This window comes from Acetobacter ascendens (assembly GCF_001766235.1).
Taxonomy (GTDB): Bacteria; Pseudomonadota; Alphaproteobacteria; order Acetobacterales; family Acetobacteraceae; genus Acetobacter; species Acetobacter ascendens.
The window spans coordinates 801,853-821,460 of sequence record NZ_CP015164.1 but is presented as its reverse complement, the minus strand read 5'-3'; the positions used below and the strand labels follow the sequence as shown (position 1 = coordinate 821,460).

Genomic DNA, 19,608 nt, shown 5'->3' with positions numbered 1-19,608 from the left:
TGTAAGGGGCCATACTGGCTGGCCCCTTGAATAATAGCCAGTTCTGCCCGAACTGGCTTTACCCTTTTTCGACAGGTAAGGATCATCATGGCCCGTCGGCGTCAGCTTTATGAAGGTAAAGCCAAAATCCTTTTTGAAGGCCCCGAACCTGGCACCCTTGTGCAATATTTCAAGGACGATGCCACAGTAGGGAACGGCGCAAAAAGCGGCGTAATTACCGGGAAAGGCGTTCTGAACAACCGTATCAGTGAATTTCTGATGCTGCGGTTGCAGGAAATCGGCATTCCCACGCACTTTATCCGCCGCATCAATATGCGTGAGCAGTTGGTAAAGGAAGTGGAAATCATTCCATTGGAAGTAGTTGTGCGCAATATTGCCGCTGGCAGCATTTCCAAGCGCTTTGATATTCCCGAAGGTGAGCGCCTGCCACGCCCGATTGTGGAATTCTATTACAAGAATGACGCGCTGGGTGATCCTCTGGTTTCAGAAGACCACATCATCGCCTTCGGCTGGGCCTGCCCGCACGATATGGAAGAAATTACCGGCATGGCCATGCGGGTAAATGATTTTCTGTGCGGCCTGTTCAGCGGCATTGGCATCCAGTTGGTAGACTTCAAACTGGAGTTCGGCCGCATCTGGGAAGGCGAAGATATGCAGATTGTACTGGCTGATGAAATCTCGCCAGATAACTGCCGCCTGTGGGATATGCACACAAACGAAAAACTGGATAAAGACCGGTTCCGCCGCGATATGGGCAACGTAAAAGAAGCCTATCAGGAAGTGGCGCGCCGCATGGGTATCCTGCCAGAAAACGGGGCAGGCGGAGATATGAAGGGGCCGGAAACGGTTCAGTAACCACGCTGGTGGCAACGGGAGCTTGAAAATGAAGGTACGTGTAACCGTCATGCTGAAAGACGGTGTTCTGGATCCGCAGGGCAAGGCCATTAGCCACGCATTGCAGACACTTGGCTTTGACGGCGTGCAAGATGTGCGCGTGGGCAAGGTGATTGAGCTGGATCTGCCCGGCGCAAAGGCAGAGGAAGCCCAGAAAAAGGCCGATGCCATGGCGTGTGATCTGCTGGCCAATCTGGTGATTGAAGATTACTCTGTAGAGGTGGTGGAATGAAGCGCACCCTCCTTGTAACTTTGGCCCTGGCATGTGCGGCACCGGGCTTTGCCCATGCCCAGCGCATTGCGCCCATGAAGGCAGGTAACTTTGCCCGCATTTGCGCACGTGCCACCGGCGCAGGCATTTGCGATGCCTATATTGGCGGCCTGACGGATGGTGTTTCTCTCTCCAAGATCAATGATCGGAACGAGGGTGATCCATCTGCGCCTGCAGGTTTTTGTGTGCCGACTACAGAAACCATGCCCGTTATGCGTTCCAAGGTTCTTGCTTGGCTGAAAGCGCATTCCGAAACACTGGACAAGCCGGTTGGTGAAAGTGTTTTTGCCGCCCTGCATGCCTCTTATCCGTGCAGTGTGAAAAAATGAAAGCAGCAATTATCGTATTCCCCGGCACGAACCGGGAGCGCGATATGGCCATTGCCCTCAAGCACGTTACAGGGCAGGCTCCGCGCATGATCTGGCACCATGAAACAGATCTGGGAGATACCGATCTGGTCGTGCTGCCAGGTGGTTTTAGCTATGGCGATTATCTGCGCTGTGGTGCTATGGCCGCGCATTCTCCCATCATGGGGGCTATCAAAGCCTTTGCCCAAAAGGGCGGCCATATCTTGGGTGTTTGCAACGGCTTCCAGATCTTAACGGAAACGGGGCTTTTGCCCGGTGCACTGTTGCGCAACGCCAATCTGCGCTTCCTCTCTCAGGATTGCTACCTGAAGGTGGAAGCCGAAAACACGCCTTTCACCCATAAGTGGAAAAAGGGCGATGTTTTCCGCACCCCACTGGCGCATGGTGATGGCAATTACACGGCAGATATTGCCACGCTGGAACGGCTTGAAGGCGAAGGCCTTGTGGCTTTCCGCTATGCCGATGCCAAAGGCAACGTGCAGGCTGATGATGCCACCAGTAACCCCAATGGCAGCGTTAACAGCATTGCGGGCATTCTTAGCGAAAACAAACGCATTTGCGGCATGATGCCTCATCCGGAAGATCTGGTTGATCCTCTGATGGGCGGTGAAGATGGTCTGCCGTTGTTCCAAGGTTTGGTGGAGGCTGTAGTCCGGTGAATAAGCCTGTAACCGTTGATGAATCTCTTGCCCGTGAATTCGGGCTGACATCTGAGGAATACGGCCGTGTGCTGTCCATTATGGGCCGCACCCCCAGCCTGACAGAGCTGGGCGTGTTCTCTGTGATGTGGTCGGAACACTGTTCTTACAAATCTTCCCGCAAGTGGCTGCGTACGCTGCCGACTAAAGCACCGTGGGTTATTCATGGCCCCGGTGAAAATGCTGGTGTGGTAGATATCGGGCAGGGCTATGCTGCCATCTTTAAGATGGAAAGCCATAACCACCCATCCTTTATCGAGCCTTATCAGGGTGCGGCCACGGGTGTTGGTGGTATTCTGCGCGATGTGTTCACTATGGGCGCACGCCCCATTGCCAACCTGAATGCCCTGCGTTTTGGGAGCCCAGAAAACCCCGTAACCCGCCGCGTTATTGATGGCGTAGTGCGTGGTATTGGCGGCTATGGTAACTGCGTTGGCGTGCCCACCGTAGGCGGAGAAATTAACTTCCACCCAGCCTATGATGGCAACCCGCTGGTAAACGCCATGACGGTTGGTTTGGCCCGTAAGGACCGTATCTTCCTTTCTGCCGCAGCAGGTGTTGGCAACCCGGTTGTTTACGTAGGCTCTCGCACAGGGCGCGATGGTATTCATGGTGCCACCATGTCTTCCGCCGAATTTGATGAAGATGCACTTTCCAAGCGCCCCACGGTGCAGGTAGGTGACCCCTTCATTGAAAAGCTGCTGATTGAAGCCTGCCTGGAACTGATGGCAACAGATGCCATTGTGGCTATTCAGGACATGGGCGCTGCCGGTCTGACATCTTCTTCCGTAGAAATGGCAGGCAAGGGCGGCGTAGGTATCGAGCTTGATCTGGATGCCGTGCCACAGCGTGAGCCGAATATGACGGCTTATGAAATGATGTTGTCTGAAAGCCAGGAACGCATGCTGATGGTGCTGCGCCCTGATCGGACAGACGTGGCCCGCAAGATCTTTGAAAAATGGGAACTGGATTTTGCCATTATCGGGCATCTGACAGATACCGGCCACATCGTAGTTAAGCACAAAGGGCAGTTGGAAGCAGATATTCCGCTGGACCCATTGGCAGAACAGGCCCCCATTTACGATCGCCCTGCAACGCCACCCAAAGCCCCGGCTCCGCTGGAAGGCGTGCATGCACCGCTTTCTTTAGATGCCACGTTGCTTAAGCTGGTAGGTTCGCCAGATCTGGCCTCTCGCGCATGGGTATGGAACCAGTATGACAGCACCGTAGGTGGGCAGACAGTCCGCCGCCCGGGCGCTGCTGATGCGGCCATTGTGAAGGTGGAAGATACAGACATCGGCCTGGCCATCACCACAGATTGCACCCCGCGCTACTGTCAGGCAGACCCCAAAACGGGTGGCGCACAGGCTGTTGCCGAGGCATGGCGTAACCTTACAGCCACCGGCGCACGCCCATTGGCGGTAACGGATAACCTGAACTTCGCCAACCCAGAAAAGCCCGAGATCATGGGCCAATTTGTGGCTGCGGTTGAAGGTATGGGGGAAGCCTGTTCAGCGCTGGATTTCCCGGTCGTTAGCGGCAACGTGTCTCTTTATAACGAAACACGTAACCCCGATGGCTCCACCACCGCCATTCTGCCCACACCCGCCATTGGTGCGTTGGGCGTTCTGGATGATGTTAACAAGGCTGTTGGCCTTGGTATGCAGCCAGAAACAGACGTGGTGCTGATTGGTGAAACCAAGGGTGAACTTGGCCAGACCATCTGGCTGCGTGAAATCCTTGGTCAGGAAGCTGGTGCAGCGCCGCCGGTCGATCTGGCCGCAGAAAAACGCAATGGTGACTTTGTGCGCAGCGCCATTCTGGATGGCACCATTACCGCATGCCATGACATTGCTGATGGTGGCATTATGGTTGCCGCCGCAGAAATGGTGATGGCAAGCGGCATTGGGTGTGAGCTGGAAAGCCCAGATTCCGGCATCCGGCCAGAAGCCTTCTGGTTTGGTGAAGATCAGGCCCGCTATCTGGCTTGTGTGGCAGACGGCAAAGCCCTGTGTGAACGCGCACAAGTAGCCGGTGTGCCAGCACGTATTATTGCCCGCTCAGGCGGAAATGATTTGATTCTGCCAAGCGGCGTCACCATATCCGCAGCACGCCTGAAAACGGCCCATGAAGCGTTTTTCCCGACGCTGATGGGCAACTAACAAAACAAGCGGGAAGGAAGCAGACCGATGGCAATGTCCGCCACAGAACTCGAAACCTATATCCGGCAGGCTTTTCCGGATGCCCAGATCAAGATTGATGATCTGGCTGGGGATGGTGACCATTATGCCTGTTCCGTGGTGAGCGAAGCCTTCCGGGGCCTTTCACGCGTGCGGCAGCATCAGCTTGTCTATCAGGCCCTGCAAGGCCACATGGGCGGCAAGCTGCATGCGCTGGCGCTTACAACTTCTGCTCCCTAATCACTTAGCTTTAAGGATATCAGACCATGACAGATACAGCACAGCAGCGCATCAAGCAGGACATTGAAGCCAACCCCGTTATGCTGTTCATGAAAGGGGATGCCGATTTCCCTCAGTGCGGTTTTTCTGCGCGCGTTGTGCAGATTCTCCAGCACCTTGGCGTACCTTTCAAAACCGAAAACGTGCTGGCTGATCCGGGCATTCGCCAGGGCATTAAGGATTTCTCAAACTGGCCGACCATTCCCCAGCTTTACGTAAAAGGGGAATTCATTGGCGGGTGCGATATTGTTACCGAAATGTACCAGTCTGGTGAACTGCAAAACCTGTTCAAGGAAAAAAACATTCCTTGTAACGCCCCAGCCTGATTTTTAGGTTGTCAAGTGGGGGAGGGGCTGTATAGTCCCTAAAGAAAAGAGAAACAGGCTGGGATCAGATTAATGAAACGAGTTGCGGTTGTACGTGGCGCTCTTGCTCTTACAGCACTTGGCGTAGGGTTAGTCATCACTTCTTCCTCTGCTCGAGCAGAACGCATTATTTCTGATCTGGAAGCCAGCAAGCTGACTTTTGCGGCGCTTACAGCAGCGCCGCCGCCAGTTGTGCACCATGTGCGGCACGTTGCTGTGGCCAAGTCTTCACACCGTGTTGTTCTGGCTGCTGCCCAGCGTGGTAAAGCCCATAGCATGGTACGGCTTGTAAGCTATCATCCAGCACATGCCGTTTCTGCACATAGTGTAAAACATCGCCACCGCACCTGATCTTTTCTCTTTTTATACCCACGAATGTTTTAAAGGCGCTCCTGTTACAGAAGCGCCTTTTTTACATTTGGCGGAGAATATCTTCTAACCGTTCCATTTTGCCTGCATTATCAAACACAAACAGATCAAAACGCATTTCTTCGTATTGCCAATACGGATGTTTTTGCAACAAGCATTCCGCTGCCCGGAACAAGCGCCGCTGTTGCGCTGGTTGTAAACTTACCAATGCCTCTTCTATAGAACGCCGTTTTTTTACTTCCACAAAACACAGAACTGCTGCTTTACTGGCCACAATATCAATTTCGCCGCGGTGGGTGCGGGCTCTGCGCAAAAGCACAGTCCATCCGTCCTGCTCTAGCCAGTGGCAGGCTTGCTGTTCTGCAGCCACGCCTTGCGTGTAAGCAACACTGCCACTTCTTTGTTTCTGCAAAAATGCTGGCCCCTGTTTTGCAGCCACTTTGTTCGGTATCTTATAGACCAGCCCATTTTGTGTGAGCATTTTATCTATCATGTTGCCAGACTTATCCATTTCACCCTTTACGCTTGCGCTTACAGTTATCAGGTTTGTGCTGGTTGTTTCTGTCGGGTTGCACATTCTTCTTACAAAACGCAACACGGCATCTGCTATCGGGTGGATAGGCGCATGTGTTTTTATGCCGCTGCTGGGCACAACCCTTTATCTGATGTTTGGCATCAACCGCGTGACCCGCTTGGCCAAAAAGCTGGTAGGAGATCGGTCTCCCCGTAGGTTGGAAATAGATCAGCCTTCATCTTGGAACAGAGAGCTAGAAGGCCAGTTTGCGCCATTAGCACTTATGGTGGGCAAGCTCAGCAGTCGTGCTCTGGTAGGTGGCAATTCCATCATTCCGCTACATGATGGAGATGGCGGATACCCACATATGCTGGATGCCATAGAACACGCCAGCAAAAGTATTTTGCTATGTTCCTATATTTTCAGAGATGACAAAATTGGCGGCCTGTTTGCAGATAAACTGGTTGCAGCCCATAAACGCGGCGTGCAAGTACGTGTGCTGGTTGATGGCATAGGTAGCGGTTATTTTCTATCCCCCCTTTACCATCGGCTGCGGCGGGCAGGGGTGCCGTGCGCACGCTTTATGCATTCCTTACTGCCGTGGCGGATGCCTTTTATCAATTTGCGAGACCACCGCAAAATTCTGGTGGTAGATGGGCGTATCGGCTTTTTAGGCGGTCTGAATATTGCGGATGAAAACATGGTCTCCCGCAAACCCAAGCACCCGGTATCAGACACGCATTTTAAAGTAGAAGGCCCGGTGGTTCGTCAGTTGGCCGAGGCCGCCGCGTGGGATTGGTATTTTACCACGCAGGAACGCCTGCATGGTGATCTGTATTTTCAGGAGCATAAAAGCACAGGGGAATCACTGGCGCGTATTGTTACGGCTGGGCCAGATACGGATCTGGAAAAAATAGAATACACCATGTTGCAGGCCATCACGCTGGCCCGCAAAAACGTAAGGTTGATGACGCCTTATTTTTTACCGGGACAACGCCTTATGTCTGAACTGGGGCTGGCGGCTCTTCGCGGTGTGCAGGTTGATCTTGTCATACCCCGCCAGAGCAATCATCTCCCACTGGATTGGGCCTGTGCCGCAAATATCGCACCTTTGCTGAATGCAGGTGTACGGGTGTGGCTGGCAAATCCGCCATTCAACCATTCCAAGTTGATGGTGGTGGATCGCGCTTGGTCTTGTGTGGGAAGTTCCAATCTTGATATTCGTAGCCTCAGGCTGAATTTTGAAGTCAATATGGAAATCTACGATACCGTATTGGCTGAAATGCTGGATGATTTCATCACCAAGCATCGCAACAAACGGCTCACACATTATGATCTGGATAACCGCAACAAGATCATCCAAATTCGAGATGCGTTTGCCAGATTGTTCATGCCTTATCTGTAAAAACTACAGTCCAATCAAGGGCCGCAAAGTCACCGCAATAGGCCGGTGGTCCGAGGCAAAAACAGGCAGGACACGCGCGCTCAAACACTGCATGCCTTCCACTAAACACCGGTCAATTCTAATAGGCAGCAAATCCACCATCTGGTGTGTAGGGGCCTTAGGCCCAACATCCTTAAAGCCCGGCACCAATGTTGGGCCTAACAGGTTGAAATCCCCCAGAATGGCACATGGGGGAGAAAGCAGGGTGGCCAAGCGCCGCAACTGTTTACGGTTCAACATCTGCCCATGAGACAGATGGACATTGGCCAAGGAAAAATTCTCATACTCAATAATCTGAGCATGGCGCTTAAACAGCGGGCCAGAAGGAATGGTGCAGGCTCTGGGTGCACGCGCAAACGGAATACGGCTCCAACATGCTACACCATGAATACGCCCCGGCTGCGGGTTACGCGCATAGTGGCCGCCAATCACATCTGGCAGCACATCTATTTCTACCGTGGCCTCTTGCATAAGCAGCACATCGGGCTTTTCGGCCTCAATAAGGGCAGCAATATCATGTACGGTTGCCCCAGTGCGGCGTAGCAGATTCCAACTAATAACCCGCACGCCTTCCATATCACAGGCGACAAAGGAATGGGCTGACTTGCGACGCGCAAACTCAACCAGCCGAGAGAGTGGACGCCTCATGATGTCAGAGTCCTTTTTCATCCTGCGTAAGAGGTTGCGCGGCTTCATCCGCTGCAAATTCTGTTGTGAGTGTAAAGCCAATAGCGAGCAGAATAGGCCCCAGAAAAATACCTACACCACCAAAAGCCAGCAGGCCGCCAATAACGCCCAGCACTGTCAGCAAATAGGGAAGCTTACTGCCACGCGCAATAAACAGCGGGCGGATAAGGTGATCTGCACCTGAGATAACCAAAACACCATAAAGCAGTAGTAAAATGCCTTTTCCCGGATGGTGCATACCAAACAGCCATAGGGCAGCAGGTATCCACACCAAAGGCGCACCTATGGGGAAAACCGCCAAAAATGCTGCCAGCACACCTAAAATAACGGCTTCTCCAACCCCCAGCAGCCACAGGCCCAATCCTGTAAGAATACCCTGTATGATCGCGGTGCCCAAAATGCCATACACTGTTCCGCGTAATGTACTACCTACAATATGCAGGTGCCGCCCAGCCTGATGCCCTGCAATACGCACCATAACAGCTTGCACCGTATCCCATAACATGGGACCACTGAGCCAAAAAAAGAAGGCAATAAACAGCGCCATAACCAGATGTAGGGCACCATTGGCCATACGCATCAACACTTCGAGGAGAGATTGAATAATCTCGCCCGCATAGGGGCGCAGTTCATCCCCCACAGAGCTGATGTTGCGGCTCCAGCGCTCCCAATGATGGCTGATATCAGGCCCAAATGCAGGCAGTGATGTTATCCAATGGGGCAAGGGGGGTAGTTCATGAATAGTGCCAACAAACGCCATAACCTGTCGTGCCCAGCGTGGGCCGGATGATACGCAGGCAGATGCCAAAAACGCCAATGGCAACACCACACCTACAGCGCACAGTAGTGTCATGGTCAGGCTGGCAGCGTTTGGCCCCATACGGTGGCGCAAATGCTGGAACAATGGCCACGTTGTATAAGCCAGCACACCTGCCCACAACAGAGCGGAAGAAAAGGGTGCAAGCACCAGCACGCACCCATACGTAATGCCGCCCAAAAGCAGCAGCCGCATGATGCGTTCAGTAGAAGCGGGCTGACCAGTTGCCATTCAGCCATTAAATCATGAAATCTGGATTTTGTCTGGTGTGAAAACAAAACTTCTCCATGCACACTCAACATGACGCACCATGATGTTTTGTTTGCCAGCCAGACGGGGCTGTGTGATCTTTGCGGCAGAATATTCAAAATAACAATGGGTCAGGCAGCCGATATGTCACCTCTTATTTCCACTCAAAAACTGGCCGAAATGGTTGGCACATCCGGCCTGCATCTGCTGGATGCAACCGCTTTGCTGCCCGGAGAAACCTTTAACCCGCAGCAAAATTTTGCCGCAGCGCATATTCCCGGCAGCCGGTATTTTGATATCGAGCTGTTTTCTGACCCAGAAAGCGCATTGCCGCATACAGTCCCCTCTGCCGCGCGGTTTAGCCACCTGTTTGGCAGGCTGGGCATAACAACGCAGGACACCGTGGTTTTTTATGATCAGGGCAATGTTGCATCGGCTTGCCGCGGGTGGTGGTTAACGCGCCTGTTTGGGCATGAACGCAGCTTTATTCTTGATGGTGGATTACCCGCATGGGTGCGTGATGGGCACCCAACAGAAGCGGCTGCTCCTACTGCGGCGTTGCCAGCACCTTATCAGCCACGCACATGCTATAGGCATATTGTTGGTTTGGGGGACATGCTGGATATTGTAAAACACGGCACACGCCCCATTCTGGATGCCCGCAGCGCTGCCCGTTTTTATGGTGAAACGCCAGAACCTCGGCCTAATGTTGCCTCAGGCCACATGCCGGGTGCGCGTAATATGCCTTATAAAAACCTGCTGAATACAAAAGGGCAGTTTTTGCCCCCTGAACAGTTGTGCGCTCTCTTTGCACAAGCAGGCATTACGGAATCTGATGCCCCCATAACCACCTGCGGTTCCGGCATGACCGCAGCAGTGCTCACAGCAGGTCTGACTATTGCTGGGCTTAATATAGGTGCCTTGTATGATGGATCCTGGGCAGAATGGGGCAGTTTTCCCAATGCGCCCGTAACAGTGGAACGCACAGCATGACAGACGAAAACAGGGTTTCCGCCGGCTGGCTTAAACTTGCATCTTCCCTCAGCCATGTTGCCCGCCCACAAGCAACAGAGGCAGGAACCTACGTAAACCTGCCATTGGAACGTGGCTCTACCGTTGTGTTTCCATCTTTGGATGCCATGCAACAAACCGGCCGCAAGCGGTATGAGCATGTCAGCATTTATGGAGCCATGGGCTCGCCCACCCAGCATGAGTTGGAAAAGGCCATTGCCACCATAGAAGGTGGTACGGACACACAAATTGTCTGTTCTGGCCTAGCAGCCTGCACCACGCCGCTTCTGGCTTTTTTAAAAGCAGGAGACCACTGCCTGCTGGCAGATAACGTATATGGGCCCACCCGGCGCTTTGCAGAAAACATGCTCAAGCGCTTTGGAGTGGAAATTTCCTATTTTCCACCCTGTGCTGATGCCGCAACCATAACGGCCCTGATGCGACCCAATACGCGGGTTGTATTTACAGAAAGTCCCGGCAGCCACACGTTTGAGGTACAGGATGTTGCCATGCTGGCAGAAATTGCCCATGCGCATGGTGCCTTGCTGTTTTTTGATAACACATGGGGCTTTGGTATTTTTGCGCCATTCAAACATGGCGTGGATGTTTCTATTCAGGCACTTACAAAATACCCAGCAGGCCATTCTGATGTAATTGCTGGCGCCGTTACTGTTGCCGATACACGCCTATGGCATACATTGCGCGATGCCGCCATTCAGATGGGGCAGGTGGCTGGGCCTGATGAATGTTGGCTTACGCTGCGTGGCCTGCGCACTATGGGCGTACGGTTGGCGCAACAGGCAAAATCTGCCCTACATATTGCCAAATGGCTGCAAACTCGGCCGGAAGTGGCCCGCGTACTACACCCAGCCTTACCAGAATGCCCCGGCCATACGTATTGGAAGCGTGATTTTACCGGAGCAGGCAGCCTGTTTGGTGTTGTGCTGAAAGCCGATTACACAGTGCAGGACATGCAACGTATGATTGATGCCCTAAAGATGTATGGCATTGGCGCATCTTGGGGAGGGTATGAAAGCCTTATTCTTCCTACCACAGGAGGCATTCCCCGCAGCAGTGAATCCCCTGTGCAGGATGGTCCAGCTTTCCGCCTTCAGATTGGGCTGGAAAGCCCGGATGATCTGATTGCTGATCTGGAACAAGGCTTACAATTACTAACCAGTAAGTAACTTAGGAAGCACAACCACCAGCCGAGGTTAGTTGGCAGAACCTCGGCTGCGATAGGTGGCTGCTTCTGCCACATGCTGGGGTTGAATATCTGACTCACCAGCAAGATCTGCAATGCTGCGTGCCACGCGTAACATGCGCGTATAACCGCGCGCAGAAAACCGAAATCTGGCCGCTATAGCTTGTGCCATATTCTGTGCTTCTGCCGATACACACAAATCTTCCAATGCGGCTTCTGCATTCTTGCGTGCACCTTGCCGCTCTGCCTGCATCTGGCGCGCACACCGCACGCGCTCTGCTACCGTTGCGCTGCTTTCTCCCGCTGGGCCTGCCATATACCCCAAAGGTTCATAGGGCTGCATGGCAAGATGCATGTCTATTCTGTCCAGCAATGGGCCAGAAAGACGGTTCATGTAATCTTCACCACAGCGCGGGGCTTTGCGGCATTCCCGGCTGGCATCGCCCAGATAACCGCAGCGGCACGGGTTCATGGCCGCAATAAGCTGAAAACGGCCAGGGTACGTGATATGCACGGCAGCCCGCGCGATGCTGATCTGGCCGGTTTCCAATGGTTGCCTTAGTGCCTCTAACAGCCTGTCGGGTTGGTCATTTTGAGGGTTATAAGGCCGAGGCTGACCCGGCTTATGCCGCCTGAAGCCGTGCCATTCTTTTGCAGTTGTATGCGAGAGCGACGAGTGTCCATTCGGTCGTGACTTTTGCAAGGCTGCGCAGACTGAACCTTCTGAAGCCCATGATGCTTTTGATAATTCCAAAGACCGGCTCCACGGTCTGTTTTCGTAGTCTGTAAACATCTCCGGCTTCTGTGGTTTCCAGTCTCGCCTTCATGGCGAGCCGCCAGGGTTCGGTTATCCGGCGTGGCTCCTTTGCTTCGGGATGGGGTCGGAAGTCGTAAGGCCTGCGGGCACAGGGCCGTCCAATGGCGACCAGCGGATCAATGCCCTTTTCCTGCAGTTTCCGGACCGCCTGTCCGCTGGCGTAACCGGTGTCGGCAAGCACCTTCTCCGGGAGACCGATTGTGTCTTCCATCGACAGCACCGTGTCGGCAAAGGATGGCGCATCCGCTGACGTGGCGACAACGTCGGTTGTCACGATCAACTGACTGCCTTCGGCGCAGACCACGGCCTGGGCATTGTAAGCCTGCCGGAACTCGTGAGCGTCCGAACGCCGCATGAGGCGGCTGTCGGGATCGGTCAGACTGATCTGCCGGTCGGGTGGTGGTTCATCATCGGGCGGTTTGGGCGCCCGGCCGCGACGCCCTGTTTTTGCGTCATACACCGCCTTCTTTTTCTCGTATGCCGGTCGCGCCGCCTCGGCCTGCGCCTTCGCATCTGCTTCCAGCCGGGCGCAGGCTTCGTCCAGCTTCGCTTTCAGCGTTTCCCGTCGGGCAAGCTCTTCTGGCAGGGCCTGCGGATCTCTGTCTGTGGCATCCGCGTGCTCCGCCTGGTCCATCAGTTTCGCGATATCCACCGCCAGCTGTTCGCGCAGCGCCCTGATCCGGTCGTAGCGCAGGGAACGGTATTTCGAAGCGTCGGCATCAATTTTCGTGCCGTCGATCGATACTACACCCAGACGCAGCAGACCCGCCTCGCGCGCCAGAAGCAGAACCTGCGCAAATGCAGCTTCAATGGCTGTCCGGTTCGTCCGGCGGAAGGTCGCAATCGTATCATGATCCGGATGCAGGTTCGCCGCCACGAAGCGTACCCCGATGTCGCGATATGTCGCCCGCTCGATCCGGCGTGAGGAAAACAACCCGTTCGCATAGCTGAAGATCAGAAGGGCCAACATCAGACGCGGATGGTACTGTGCCTTGCCACCCGTGCGCACTGGCACGCAGAACGCACTCATCGGAACCCGCTCAACGGCGGCTACAATGAAATGCGCCATATCGTCAGCAGGAAGCCACGACTTCAGATCAGGAGGCAGAAGATACGGCTGAGACCGGTCAAACGGGATGAAGCTGCTCATCTCACCACCTTACAACCTTACCCCTTCACTGGGTAACCCAACCCGACAGGCTGCTAAAGCGGATCGGGAAAATTCTGGCAATTCATCCAGAAACAACACGCCCCGATGCGCCAGACTAATTTCACCCGGCCGCGCACGGGCTCCTCCACCCACTAAAGCGGGCAGACTGGCCGAATGGTGCGGATCACGAAAAGGCGGGCGTCTAATAGGTTTACCACCACCCAGCAAACCCGCCGCACTATAAATACGCGAAACATCTAGACTTTCTGCCAAAGAAAGATCTGGCAACAGACTTGGTAAACGTGCCGCCAGCATGGATTTGCCTGCACCCGGCGGCCCACTGAGCAGCAGAGAATGTCCGCCTGCTGCTGCAATTTCCAACGCGCGGCGGCCCGTTTCCATCCCGCGGATATCTGACAAATCGGGTTCAGATATCGGTTCATCTTCCTGTGCGGAAAAAGCCGGGGGAGATAAAACCTGTAGCCCGTTAAAATGATTGATAAGTGCGAGCAAATCTGGTGCGGCAAGAATGGAAATATCCCCACCACACAAGGCTTCCTGACCTTGCGCCGCAGGGCACACCAAACCCAAATTCATGGAAGCCGCTTCCAGGGAAGCGGAAAGCACACCCGCAACCGGGTTAAGCCGTCCATCTACGGCGTGTCGTCAGTTAAGCCCTGAGAGTGGCACGTGAGGGTTGTACTTTGTGTCTGCGTGTGCTGACTGTTTTCCCGTTTTTTTGGGGAGACAGACAGATGCGGCGCTATAGTTTACGCGATGACCAGTGGGAGCGGATAAAGGATCTTCTTCCTGGTCGAGAAGGCTATGTCGGCGGCACTGCGGTGAACAACCGTCTGTTCGTGGAGGCGGTGCTGTATCGCTATCGCGCGGGTATTCCATGGCGCGACCTTCCTGCCCGTTTCGGTGACTGGAAAAACGTGCACCGGCGTCTGCGCCGCTGGTGTGAAAGCGGCGTCATCGAACGGATATTTCGTTATCTGGCCGCTGATTACGACAACGAATACATGATGATCGACAGCACAATTGTCCGAGCGCATCAGCATAGTGCCGGAGCTCTCAAAAAAGGGGCACGGATCAGGCCATCGGACGATCACGAGGCGGGCTAACTACAAAGATCCATGCCATCTGCGACGCTCTGGGCAATCCAGTGGAACTCGGCATCACACCGGGACAGGATGCCGATATCACCCAGGCAGAACCACTTCTGGAAAACATCGAACCGGATGCTTTCCTTGCTGACAAGGCGTATGACGCGGACAGGTTGATCGATCGGCTGATACAGCGCGGGATTACCCCGGTCATCCCGCCAAAACGCAACAGAACGACACGACGGAAAACCGATTTTTCTCTCTACCGCGAACGGAACCTTGTTGAGAGGTTCTTCAATAAACTCAAGCAGTTTCGCGCTATCGCAACCCGCTACGATAAACTGAAATCGACCTTCCTCGCAGCCGTGCAGTTCGCCTCAATCATCATCCTGCTTAACTGACGACACGCCGTAGGGAAAGCTCACCCAAAGCGGCATAACGCGCCACTTCCTCACCCGGTATCACGCCCATGGCCGTTAGCAACGCCAACGCAATAGGAAGATCGAAATGCGATCCTTCCTTGGGTATATCCGCAGAAACCAGATTAACCAGAATACGCTTGGCAGGTAGTGCAAGCCCGATGGAAGTGAGTGCCGCTCGCACACGCTCACGCGCTTCTGCCACGGCTTTATCCGGCAGGCCAACCATGAGAAAAGCTGGCAAACCGCTGGAAATCTGCACTTCCACCCAAACAGGGCGGGCTTCTATGCCACAAAAGGCAAAACTGCGGATGCGGGAATTGAGTATTCCCGCCCCGACAGACACGCTTATTTACCTTTGTAAATCAGGCGTGCGCGGATTGTGCCTTCCATGCCACGCAAGTCCTGAAGAAGACGATCATCCAGTTCCGTGTTGCCGCCGGTATCGGCTTCAATCACCACGTAACCGATTTCTCCATCCGTCTGCAGGAACTGTGCCGTAACGTTGCAATCTGCATTCATGAAGATTTCGTTCAGGCGCATCATCATGCCAGGCACATTGCGGTGCGCGTGCATAAAGCGGGTGCCGCGTGGGCTTTGCGGCAACTGCACGCCGGGGAAGTTCACGGAGCCAAAGGTGGAACCCACATCGGAGTATTCCACCAGCTTGCGCGCCACTTCCACGCCAATGCGTTCCTGCGCTTCCACGGTAGAGCCACCAACGTGTGGAGAAAGGATAACGTTATCCAGCCCCTGCACAGGTGTTTCCAACTTGTCGTTCGGGCCTTTGGGTTCCTTGGGATACACATCAATAGCCGCACCCAGCAGATGGCCGCTTTTCAGTGCTTCTGCCAGCGCATCTAGATCAACCACATTGCCGCGTGCATTGTTGATGAGGAAAGAACCTTTCTTCATCGCCTTGATCTGGGCTTCACCCATCAGGTTCTTGGTTGTGGGCAACTGCGGAACGTGCAGACTCACAACATCGCTCTGCGCCAGCAGGTCTTCCAGCGTTTCTACCGGCAGCGCATTCCCGTGGCCTAGCTTGTCCACCACATCGTAATACACCACGCGCATGCCAAAAGCTTCTGCTAGCACAGAAAGCTGGGAGCCAATGGAGCCATAACCTACAATACCCAGCGTTTTACCGCGTACTTCCCAACTATTATGGGCGGATTTGGACCACTTACCTTCATGGCATTCCACAGAGCGTGGGAAAATGCGGCGCATGAGCATAACAATTTCGCCCATCACCAGTTCCGCCACGGAACGTGTGTTGCTGTAAGGTGCGTTAAAAACGGGAATACCGTTCATACGCGCGGCTTCAAGATCAACCTGATTGGTGCCGATGCAAAAGCAGCCAATGGCCATAAGCCGGTCTGCGCCATCCAGCACTTCCTTTGTCAGCTGCGTGCGGGAACGAATGCCAACAATATGCACACCTTCCAACGCCTCTTTAAGGACATCGCCCTCCAGCGCGCCTTTATGACGCACAACGTTTTCATACCCGCTGGCTTTAAGAAGGGCGACGGCACTATCGTGGATACCCTCCAGCAGCAGAATGCGGATCTTGTCCTTGGGGAGAGACAGGTGCGTGCTTGTGCTCATGTGGAACCGACCAAATAGCTGTTGTGCCGAGCCGCAGACCTATCCCAAAAACTACAAAATTGATAGGGCCGCCGCATTAGAGATAAAGAAAAGATACCGAAATCTAGCGATCTGCCTGCAAGGTTGCCACGGCTTGCTGATGCAGGGAGGCCGAGCCAGCGGCCAGAACCGTGCGATCTCCATCCATCCGTAAGGGGGTGCCATCCCATGCTGTTATCACACCACCTGCGCCTTCAATAACGGGCACAAGGGCAGCCCAATCCCACGGATTCATGTCACATTCGGCTATCAGATCAATCTGCCCCAAAGCCAGCAGGCCATAGGCGTAGCAATCTCCGCCCCATGTCATGCGCTTGGCGCAGGCTTTCAGGGTTTTCCAGCCAGTGTGGGGGGCTAGTTCCAGCATTTCGGGGGATGTGCAGGACATTTCTGCAGCTTCCAGCGCCACGTTCTGGCGTGTGGCAGGCCGACCGCCCAACGGTGATGAAAACTGCGTAGGCTGACCTTTCACACCCAACCAGCGTTCATTCAGCACCGGCTGATCCAACAGCCCCAGCACCGGCACACCATGATGGCAAAGGGCAATCAACGTCCCAAACATGGGGCGCCCCGTTACAAAAGCCCGCGTGCCATCCACCGGGTCCAGCAGCCATTGCCACGGAGCCTCTGGGTTTTCGTGGCCGAATTCTTCACCAAACACGCCGTGATCAGGCAGGCGTTCAGCCAGAATGGCGCGCATCACACGTTCTGCACTGCGGTCTGCAATGGTTACAGGGCTTGCATCCTTTTTATCATCCACCGCCACATCTCGTCGGAACCACGGACGCACAACCGTGCGGGCGGCATCTGCCATCATGGTGGCGACATCTGTAAAAAGGCCGAGTTCTTCCGAATGTGTCATGGTGTGCATCCTGCCTGTGCGGGCGCAGCCTGCCCGCCGAGAGTGTGAAGAAATGCAATAACATCCGCCCGTTGGGCGGGATCTGGTATACCAGTGAGAGACATACGTGTACCGGGCGCAAAGCGGGCAGGGGCCATAAGCCAATCCGCTAGCATCTGGTCTGTCCAATGCTGGCCTGCATACTGCCGTAACGCCGCAGAATAGGTGTAGCCAGTGCATGATGCCACACCACGCCCAGCAACACCGGCTAGCGGCGGCCCGGCGTTTTCCGCGGCCCCACCAGCCAAGGCGTGGCACTGCGCGCAAACCTGCCTGACGGTTGCACCACCACGCTGCACATTGGCCTGCGTCATTAACGGAGCAATAGGTACGGGCTCTAACTCCGGCAAAGAAAAAGCGGGGCGGGCAGGGGCTGTATCTGGCACGGTGCTGCGTGCAGCAAACACACATGTTGCCAGCACTGCCGCACTAAGCACGGTGGAAACCGCTATTCTGTTCAGAAACCTGCCATCCATGCCCGGGAGGCACCTCGTTTTCTGCCGGTTGCGTTTACCGTGCAGCTTTCATAGACTGCGCGCCGCTTTCAACCGGCTATAGGACGAGCCGCTTTTCGGAGCAAGCTAATGGTTTCTTCTCTTGTTGTCATACCTGCCCGGCTTGCTTCCACACGCCTGCCGGGAAAGCCGCTGGCAGACATTGCTGGCCGCCCTATGGTTCTGCGTGTGTGGGATGCCGCCATGGCCGCCAATATCGGCCCGGTTATGGTGGCTGCGGCGGATCAGGAAATTTATGATGCCGTAACCGCAGCGGGTGGCACCGCGATTCTAACAGACCCTAACTTACCTTCCGGGTCAGACAGAGTATGGCAGGCCACCCAAGTATTTGACCCTGATGGTAAATATGACGTGCTGCTAAACCTACAGGGTGATCTGCCGACATTTGACCCACAGGCCCTACGCGCCGTTATGGATGTTATGGCCAACCCAACTTACGATGTGGGAACGTTGGTTGCACCTGTAACATCAGATGCAGAAAAGAACGCATCTTCCGTGGTGAAAGTCGCCTGTGATTTTTCAGGGGATACGCAAACTGCGCCCGCGCTTTATTTTTCCCGCCAGCCTATTCCGTGGGGCAATGGGCCGCTGTGGCACCATATTGGTGTATACGGGTGGCGTCGGGCTGCTTTGGAGCGATTTGTAGCCCTGCCACCATCTGGCTTGGAAAAGCGTGAAAGTTTGGAACAGCTTCGGGCGTTGGAATCTGGCATGCGTATTGGCTGCACACGCCTTGCATCAGCGCCATTTGGGGTGGATACACCAGAAGATCTGGAACGCGCACGCCGTGCATTTGGAGCATAATTGAGGCATGACACAAAAGGTTATCGCCTTTCAGGGCACACCGGGCGCATATTCAGATCTGGCCTGCCGTAATGCCAAACCGGGGTGGAAAACCCTGCCATGTCGCACTTTTGCCGATGCCATTGATGCCGTGCATCAGGGCCGGGCAGATTTGGCCATGCTAGCGTGCGAAAATAGTCTGGCCGGGCGCGTGCCGGATATTCATTCCTTATTGCCTGCTTCTGGCCTGCAAATTGTGGGAGAGCACTTTCAGAGGGTAGAACACTGCCTGCTGGCTGTACCCGGCACCCGTATGGAACAGGTGCGGCGCGTGCACACACACCCGGTAGCCTTAGGCCAAATCAGAAACCTGATCCGTGATTACAATCTGGAACCAGTAGCTGAGTTTGATACAGCGGGTGCTGCGGAGCTGGTAGCCTTATGGAAAAAACCAGAAGAAGCCGCTGTGGCTTCTGCCTTGGCAGCAGAACTTTACGGTCTGGAAATTCTTAAAAAGAATGTGGAAGACGCAGACCACAACACCACGCGTTTTTACATTGCCTCCCGCACGGCGGATCGTCCGCCGGTAGATACCTCCAATGTGATGACGACACTGATCTTCAGTGTCAAAAACCAACCCGGCGCGTTGTATAAAGTGTTGGGAGGGTTTGCCACCAACGGCGTAAACATGACCCGGCTGGAAAGCTACATGTCTGGTGAAACCTTTGCTGCCACCCGTTTTTTACTGGATGTTGATGGTCACCCAGATGATATACGGCTGAGCAAAGCACTAGCAGAACTTGATTTTTTTGCACAGAACACCACAATTCTAGGTGTCTACCCTCAATCGCCTTTCCGCCAGCATACTTCTCAGGATACGCCGTGCACTATGCCGGCACATGCCATTTCAGGATAAG

The 19,608-nt window shown here is 54.5% G+C and carries 21 protein-coding genes and 3 pseudogenes; 14 read left to right on the top strand and 10 right to left on the bottom strand.

What is annotated here, in order from left to right:
• The first annotated feature begins 87 nt into the window (after positions 1-87).
• From purC to A4S02_RS03965, 8 genes are all read left to right on the top strand, one after another.
• The gene (gene purC / locus A4S02_RS04000; protein ID WP_070323019.1) at positions 88-855 is read left to right on the top strand and encodes a phosphoribosylaminoimidazolesuccinocarboxamide synthase; all 768 of its coding nucleotides are present in this window, start codon (positions 88-90) and stop codon (positions 853-855) included.
• A 28-nt stretch (positions 856-883) separates the two neighbouring features.
• Positions 884-1,126 (top strand): phosphoribosylformylglycinamidine synthase subunit PurS, encoded by a 243-nt coding sequence (gene purS, locus A4S02_RS03995; protein ID WP_070323018.1) that lies wholly within the window; start codon positions 884-886, stop codon positions 1,124-1,126.
• Positions 1,123-1,494, top strand: coding sequence for a Rap1a/Tai family immunity protein (locus tag A4S02_RS03990; protein ID WP_019090278.1), 372 nt, complete (start codon positions 1,123-1,125; stop codon positions 1,492-1,494). Before purS ends, A4S02_RS03990 begins: the two co-directional genes overlap by 4 nt.
• Positions 1,491-2,192 (top strand): phosphoribosylformylglycinamidine synthase subunit PurQ, encoded by a 702-nt coding sequence (gene purQ / locus A4S02_RS03985; RefSeq protein ID WP_070323017.1) that lies wholly within the window; start codon positions 1,491-1,493, stop codon positions 2,190-2,192. Before A4S02_RS03990 ends, purQ begins: the two co-directional genes overlap by 4 nt.
• Complete coding sequence (gene purL, locus A4S02_RS03980; protein WP_070323016.1) at positions 2,189-4,393, top strand: phosphoribosylformylglycinamidine synthase subunit PurL; 2,205 nt, start codon at positions 2,189-2,191, stop codon at positions 4,391-4,393. Before purQ ends, purL begins: the two co-directional genes overlap by 4 nt.
• Before the next feature lie 27 nt (positions 4,394-4,420).
• A complete protein-coding gene (locus A4S02_RS03975) occupies positions 4,421-4,651 on the top strand; it encodes a BolA/IbaG family iron-sulfur metabolism protein (protein WP_006115272.1) in 231 nt (76 codons plus the stop codon).
• Between the two features lie 26 nt (positions 4,652-4,677).
• Positions 4,678-5,016 (top strand): Grx4 family monothiol glutaredoxin, encoded by a 339-nt coding sequence (grxD, locus tag A4S02_RS03970; protein ID WP_006115271.1) that lies wholly within the window; start codon positions 4,678-4,680, stop codon positions 5,014-5,016.
• Positions 5,017-5,088: 72 nt separating this feature from the next.
• Entirely contained in the window at positions 5,089-5,406 is a 318-nt protein-coding gene (locus tag A4S02_RS03965) for a hypothetical protein (RefSeq protein ID WP_070323015.1), read from the top strand.
• 61 nt (positions 5,407-5,467) lie between these two features.
• On the opposite strand, the gene A4S02_RS03960 is transcribed toward A4S02_RS03965, so the two are convergent.
• Positions 5,468-5,917 carry a YraN family protein gene (locus A4S02_RS03960; RefSeq protein WP_208858936.1) on the bottom strand — a complete coding sequence of 150 codons (450 nt, stop codon included), beginning with the start codon at positions 5,915-5,917 and terminating at the stop codon, positions 5,468-5,470.
• On the opposite strand from A4S02_RS03960, the gene cls reads away from it, so the two are divergent.
• Entirely contained in the window at positions 5,916-7,343 is a 1,428-nt protein-coding gene (cls, locus tag A4S02_RS03955) for a cardiolipin synthase (RefSeq protein WP_019090273.1), read from the top strand. The two genes, A4S02_RS03960 and cls, sit on opposite strands and share 2 nt — an antisense overlap.
• 3 nt (positions 7,344-7,346) lie before the next feature.
• Here cls and A4S02_RS03950 read toward each other — a convergent pair whose 3' ends face one another.
• Positions 7,347-8,030, bottom strand: coding sequence for an endonuclease/exonuclease/phosphatase family protein (locus A4S02_RS03950; protein ID WP_070323013.1), 684 nt, complete (start codon positions 8,028-8,030; stop codon positions 7,347-7,349).
• A gap of 4 nt (positions 8,031-8,034) precedes the next feature.
• On the bottom strand, positions 8,035-9,117 hold the full coding sequence (locus A4S02_RS03945; protein WP_070323012.1) for an AI-2E family transporter: 1,083 nt from the start codon (positions 9,115-9,117) through the stop codon (positions 8,035-8,037).
• 69 nt (positions 9,118-9,186) lie between these two features.
• On the opposite strand from A4S02_RS03945, the gene A4S02_RS03940 reads away from it, so the two are divergent.
• Positions 9,187-10,128 (top strand): sulfurtransferase, encoded by a 942-nt coding sequence (locus A4S02_RS03940; RefSeq protein ID WP_082246742.1) that lies wholly within the window; start codon positions 9,187-9,189, stop codon positions 10,126-10,128.
• Positions 10,125-11,333, top strand: coding sequence for a cystathionine beta-lyase (gene metC / locus A4S02_RS03935; protein ID WP_070323011.1), 1,209 nt, complete (start codon positions 10,125-10,127; stop codon positions 11,331-11,333). The genes A4S02_RS03940 and metC overlap by 4 nt, the downstream gene beginning before the upstream one ends.
• Before the next feature lie 27 nt (positions 11,334-11,360).
• Here the strand turns inward: metC and A4S02_RS03930 are convergent.
• From A4S02_RS03930 to A4S02_RS03920, 3 genes and pseudogenes are all read right to left on the bottom strand, one after another.
• Positions 11,361-11,921, bottom strand: a pseudogene (locus A4S02_RS03930) (ATP-binding protein); the annotation flags it as partial.
• A gap of 52 nt (positions 11,922-11,973) precedes the next feature.
• Positions 11,974-13,317: an IS1182 family transposase gene (locus A4S02_RS03925; protein ID WP_070323010.1), complete on the bottom strand. Its 1,344-nt coding sequence runs from the start codon at positions 13,315-13,317 to the stop codon at positions 11,974-11,976.
• A gap of 42 nt (positions 13,318-13,359) precedes the next feature.
• Positions 13,360-13,977 (bottom strand): annotated as a pseudogene (locus A4S02_RS03920) (ATP-binding protein); the annotation flags it as partial.
• A 95-nt stretch (positions 13,978-14,072) separates the two neighbouring features.
• On the opposite strand from A4S02_RS03920, the gene A4S02_RS14770 reads away from it, so the two are divergent.
• A protein-coding gene (locus A4S02_RS14770; protein WP_087651418.1) for an IS5 family transposase occupies positions 14,073-14,827 on the top strand; the annotation gives its coding sequence in 2 pieces (ribosomal slippage) (positions 14,073-14,412 and positions 14,412-14,827; 756 coding nt in all).
• Positions 14,828-14,837: 10 nt separating this feature from the next.
• Here A4S02_RS14770 and A4S02_RS03905 read toward each other — a convergent pair.
• The 4 genes and pseudogenes from A4S02_RS03905 to A4S02_RS03890 all read right to left on the bottom strand — a co-directional run.
• A pseudogene (locus tag A4S02_RS03905) lies at positions 14,838-15,191 on the bottom strand (magnesium chelatase domain-containing protein); the annotation flags it as partial.
• A gap of 2 nt (positions 15,192-15,193) precedes the next feature.
• On the bottom strand, positions 15,194-16,453 hold the full coding sequence (serA, locus tag A4S02_RS03900; protein ID WP_070323008.1) for a phosphoglycerate dehydrogenase: 1,260 nt from the start codon (positions 16,451-16,453) through the stop codon (positions 15,194-15,196).
• A gap of 103 nt (positions 16,454-16,556) precedes the next feature.
• On the bottom strand, positions 16,557-17,354 hold the full coding sequence (locus A4S02_RS03895) for an inositol monophosphatase family protein (protein ID WP_012812889.1): 798 nt from the start codon (positions 17,352-17,354) through the stop codon (positions 16,557-16,559).
• Positions 17,351-17,869 (bottom strand): c-type cytochrome, encoded by a 519-nt coding sequence (locus A4S02_RS03890; RefSeq protein ID WP_070323007.1) that lies wholly within the window; start codon positions 17,867-17,869, stop codon positions 17,351-17,353. Before A4S02_RS03890 ends, A4S02_RS03895 begins: the two co-directional genes overlap by 4 nt.
• Before the next feature lie 108 nt (positions 17,870-17,977).
• Here A4S02_RS03890 and A4S02_RS03885 point away from each other — a divergent pair, with 108 nt between their 5' ends.
• Both A4S02_RS03885 and A4S02_RS03880 read left to right on the top strand, forming a co-directional pair.
• Entirely contained in the window at positions 17,978-18,712 is a 735-nt protein-coding gene (locus tag A4S02_RS03885; RefSeq protein ID WP_070323006.1) for a 3-deoxy-manno-octulosonate cytidylyltransferase, read from the top strand.
• A gap of 7 nt (positions 18,713-18,719) precedes the next feature.
• Positions 18,720-19,607 carry a prephenate dehydratase gene (locus tag A4S02_RS03880; RefSeq protein ID WP_070323005.1) on the top strand — a complete coding sequence of 296 codons (888 nt, stop codon included), beginning with the start codon at positions 18,720-18,722 and terminating at the stop codon, positions 19,605-19,607.
• Position 19,608: the final 1 nt, after the last annotated feature.